Raw genomic sequence first — 3,904 nt, forward strand, 5'->3', positions numbered from 1 at the left:
AACCTGCCTATGGTGGGGAATAGATCGTGTTCAAGGTTGCGTATGGTGCGCTGCTGGTGGCTGTCGCTCCATTCGGTGTGTTTGAGTGCGTACCACTCCCGCGCCAGAGCTTCGAACGTGTTTGCCGCTATGTTTCGTCTGGTTTCACGTTCGGCTTTTCTGGCAGCTCTTGGGTCTATATCCCTGTCCACCAGCTTGCGGGCGTCATCTCTGCGCTCTCGCGCGTCTTTTAGTGTCACGATTGGGTAAACACCAAGGGCCATATCCACGCGCTTTGCGTTTAGCCGAAAGCGATAGGTCCAGTATTTTCCACCATTGGGGCGTACCTCGATCATGAGGCCGTGCTGATCGGTAACGGTGTACTTCTTATCGCGTGGCTTTAAGGCCTTGAGTTGCTTATCCGTAAGAGCCATGACCCTAAACCTCCAGTGTTCTGACGTGGTTTGGTGGGCGCTGGTGGTGGGGTAGGGTTTTGAGATTCTGCCTTCCCCACAATATAACCCACCAAAATCAGCGGAAAGTGTGGCTGAATGTGGGAACGCCTGAGAACGATATTATGCTTCAGGGCCACATGATACAAGGGGTGTGGGAATAATAGAGAATTGCTAGGAATGGTATATGGCGTCCCAGAGAGGATTCGAACCCCTGGCCTGTCCCTTAGGAGGGGACCGCTCTATCCAGCTGAGCTACTGGGACACAGATTGCTTGATACCGGCGGCGATTCTAACGCTAAAGCGTCCAAGAGTCATCTGCTAGTTGGGGAATATCAGGCTTTACCGATTCTGCTCTGAGCGCGATAGTGTCCGGCAGAGCCTTTCTGATTGTAGAGCCGGTCTTTTGCGCTACGGCCACTCATGATGGATAACAACTGCTCAATGTTCTTGAGATTGCGAGAGCTGATCAAACCATTGATTTTGTTGCTTTCCTGTAGTGCACTCAGCTTGTTCTGGAGCTTGCTCCAGGAGTCGTTAAGCACCGTTTGGGCCGCAGGCGGTGCAGCGGCAATCAGGTTGTTTACGCCTTCACCGTCGGGGCTGTAACCGAGGTTCTGAAGCAGGGTTACGCGATCCTTGTTGAGTTCAAGGTATCGGGTCAATAAAGCTTGCTTCTGTTCGGTATTGTCCTGGATCTCTTCCAGTTGACGGCTGCTTAACGCTGTGCGTTCTGCTTTGAGAAGATTTTCTAGCTGCTCTAAAACAGAAATGCCCTGCATAAGCTGGGCATTAAAGTGTTTCAGTTGTTCTGTATTCATGGGGTATGAATCAGCTCATCAGGCTTTCGTAGCGCATGATACCTTCAGCAACTCTCTGGCTGTTGATCTGATAGGTACCGCCTTCAATTTCGGCTTTCAGCTTCTCAACACGTTCACTGTCCACGTCAGGGGAACTATTAAGTGTCTGCTCGGAGCGAAGGAGCGCTTTAGCAGTACTGCTCAGCTTGACGGTATCACCTGCGTTGGACGGTGTAGTGCTGCTTGCACCGCTGTCTTTACCATTAACGGCAGATCCGGCGGGTTGCGCTACTTTGCCACGAGAGCTGGCCGTCTGTGACGACGTCAAGCTCGAGTAGTCAATTACCATTCGTCCAATCCTCAGTACGTGTTATGCCTTAGCTATCGGCATCGTGATTAAGAACTTGAGAGAAAAAACAAGATTTTTTGCCATTATAGCAGCCTGATTCGAGACGGGCCATTATGGTGTGCGGACTAAACCGGGCGATATAACAAATGCTTTGATAACGCGGCCTGATTTATCATTGCGAACGGGGATTTGTTCGCCTTTTTTTCCACTGCGTAATGCTGTGCCGGATGTGCGAATCGTAAGGCTACCGCGGGTGACCTCGATGATCACCGAATCTTCGCGGAGCACAACAATGGCTGCGGCGAGCATATTGCTTTTAATGACCTGTCCAGCGCCAAGATTTCGTTTGGCTGCTTTGCCTATTATGGCACCAAATTCTGTAAAGTACTCTCCGCGCAAACGGGTTATATCGGTTTCTATACTCACAACATCTTCTGCCTGGAGGGTCTGGCCTTTACTAATTGCGGTGTTAGTAACTAAAACAGGTTTAGTTATCTGAACTTTGGCCGTCATATATATTTGCCAGCGTGGTAAAGAGCAATTTGCGCGCAAGCTTACCCGGCTGCCTCCAGAATTATTCGGCTTAAACTGGACAGGTTGATTGCAGCTTACTAGTTTTACTCGCGTATTGAGTGAGTTGAGCGTAATTTGGATGTCTGCTTCCGGGTGAATCTGCTGAAAATGGTTTTGAAGGAATGATTTGGCGTCTTTTTCCAAGGCTTGATTATTCGCTGCTTGTACTACTGAAACTGATAGGAAAAGGGTGGTCAGCAGCAAAAGTCGTGTTAAATTACGTTTAATCAAGGCGTCGTCCGGAGAGGGCAAGCTGTTTAGAAGGTCTTATTAATTTCCACGGGATAGAGAGATCATGTCAGGTATCCTCGATAGTGTAAACCTGAGAACCCAGATGGTTGGTCAGAACCGGATGGAGTTGCTGTTGTTCGGTTTGGAGACAGATCAGCGCTTTGGTATCAATGTTTTTAAAGTACGTGAGGTGCTGCAGTGTCCAGAGCTGACGGAAGTTCCGAGGCAGACTTCAGCCATTAAAGGGATGGCTCACATTCGTGGCGAAACCATTCCTGTACTGGACTTATCCGAAGCGATTGGTCGTGATTCAGTGCCAAGGGAAGAGCGTGAAAAGTGCTTTCTGATAGTTGTGGAGTACAACCGTCGGATATTGGCATTTTTGGTGCGCCGTGTTGACCGTATTCTGAATACACAGTGGGATCAGATTAATGCGCCTCCAGCTGAAATTGGCGTGGAAAACTATCTGACGGCTATTTTGGAGTATGAAGGTAAGCTCATCGAGATTATCGATGTGGAGCAGATTCTTGCGGACCTGTATCCAGCCTCCACTGAAGTCAGCCATGAGGTCGCGGACGCAGGTGTGCGTAAGCAAGCCGAAGAGCATCAGGTGCTGATCGTCGACGACTCCTCAGTGGCTCGCAACCAGATGCGACGCAGTCTGGAAGGGCTGGGACTGAAGGTGACCTCGGCCAATAACGGGCGTATTGCCTGGGGCTTGTTGGAAGGTTTGCTGAATAAAGGCATGGACCCGAATGACGTCTTTTTGATGGTGATTTCCGATATCGAAATGCCGGAGATGGATGGATATACTCTGACATCCATGATTCGGGAAGATGAGCGCACTCGGGATTTGCATGTTGTATTGCATACCTCATTGTCAGGTGGATTCAACGTTTCAATGGTTAAAAAAGTGGGAGCGAACGGTTTCCTTGCCAAGTTTGATCCGAACGAGCTTGCAGAAGTGGTTGTGAGACGTATCAGACAAGTTGATGGTGGTAGCTGAGCCTGTGGAAAAGGATAATCTTCTTGCGCCTCTGAGTCGTCGGAATTTCCAGATCAGTGATCAGGAGTTTGAGCGCTTCAGTCGTTTTCTGGAAGACAGCTGCGGGATATTGCTGGCGGGTCATAAGCAGTATCTGGTGCAGAGCAGGTTAGACAAAATCATGCAGGATCAAGGTTGCGAGACGTTGACTCAGCTGGTTGATCGGCTCTCCTCTCCTGCCGGAATGGCATTAAAAGAGGGGGTTATTGACGCGATGACCACCAATGAAACCTTATGGTTTCGTGATGCGCATCCGTTCGAGATACTGCGAGATAAGATTTTGCCTGAGCGGGTTGCTGATAATTCGGCGGGGCGTTTGCGTATCTGGTCTGCTGCGTGTTCTACAGGGCAAGAACCTTACTCGGTGAGCATGATTCTGGATGAGTTTAAACAGCTTCATCCAGGATTGCTGCGTGGAGGGGCTGAGATTGTCGCGACTGATATTTCAAGTAACGTACTCTCCCGAGCAAAGGGG

The 3,904-nt window shown here is 49.6% G+C and carries 6 protein-coding genes and 1 tRNA gene; 2 read left to right on the plus strand and 5 right to left on the minus strand.

The features are described 5' to 3' along the window. The 5 genes from ABYW01_RS16165 to flgA all read right to left on the minus strand — a co-directional run. A partial coding sequence (locus ABYW01_RS16165; protein WP_372834649.1) for a tyrosine-type recombinase/integrase occupies positions 1-413 on the minus strand: 413 nt, incomplete at its 3' end. Between the two features lie 206 nt (positions 414-619). Then, positions 620-696: transfer RNA gene (locus ABYW01_RS16170), tRNA-Arg, on the minus strand. Between the two features lie 70 nt (positions 697-766). Then, positions 767-1,252, minus strand: coding sequence for a flagella synthesis protein FlgN (locus tag ABYW01_RS16175; RefSeq protein WP_372834651.1), 486 nt, complete (start codon positions 1,250-1,252; stop codon positions 767-769). 10 nt (positions 1,253-1,262) lie between these two features. Next, positions 1,263-1,580: a flagellar biosynthesis anti-sigma factor FlgM gene (gene flgM / locus ABYW01_RS16180; protein ID WP_372834653.1), complete on the minus strand. Its 318-nt coding sequence runs from the start codon at positions 1,578-1,580 to the stop codon at positions 1,263-1,265. 111 nt (positions 1,581-1,691) lie between these two features. Beyond that, positions 1,692-2,384 carry a flagellar basal body P-ring formation chaperone FlgA gene (flgA, locus tag ABYW01_RS16185; protein ID WP_372834656.1) on the minus strand — a complete coding sequence of 231 codons (693 nt, stop codon included), beginning with the start codon at positions 2,382-2,384 and terminating at the stop codon, positions 1,692-1,694. A 64-nt stretch (positions 2,385-2,448) separates the two neighbouring features. Between flgA and ABYW01_RS16190 the strand changes: the two genes are divergently transcribed. Both ABYW01_RS16190 and ABYW01_RS16195 read left to right on the plus strand, forming a co-directional pair. Then, positions 2,449-3,390, plus strand: a complete 942-nt coding sequence (locus tag ABYW01_RS16190; protein ID WP_372834657.1) for a chemotaxis protein CheV — start codon at positions 2,449-2,451, stop codon at positions 3,388-3,390. Beyond that, positions 3,377-3,904, plus strand: a 528-nt coding sequence (locus tag ABYW01_RS16195; RefSeq protein ID WP_372834659.1) for a protein-glutamate O-methyltransferase CheR, incomplete at its 3' end; no start/stop codon positions are given. The genes ABYW01_RS16190 and ABYW01_RS16195, both read left to right, overlap by 14 nt.

Source organism: Pontibacterium sp., assembly GCF_041587635.1.
Lineage (GTDB): Bacteria > Pseudomonadota > Gammaproteobacteria > Pseudomonadales > Balneatricaceae > Pontibacterium.

Excerpts from the sequence above, each read along its gene's own strand:
- ABYW01_RS16175 (WP_372834651.1), bottom strand. The coding sequence starts at position 1,252 with ATGAATACAGAACAACTGAAACACTTTAATGCCCAGCTTATGCAGGGC.
- ABYW01_RS16190 (WP_372834657.1), top strand. The coding sequence starts at position 2,449 with ATGTCAGGTATCCTCGATAGTGTAAACCTGAGAACCCAGATGGTTGGT.
- flgM (WP_372834653.1), bottom strand. The coding sequence starts at position 1,580 with ATGGTAATTGACTACTCGAGCTTGACGTCGTCACAGACGGCCAGCTCT.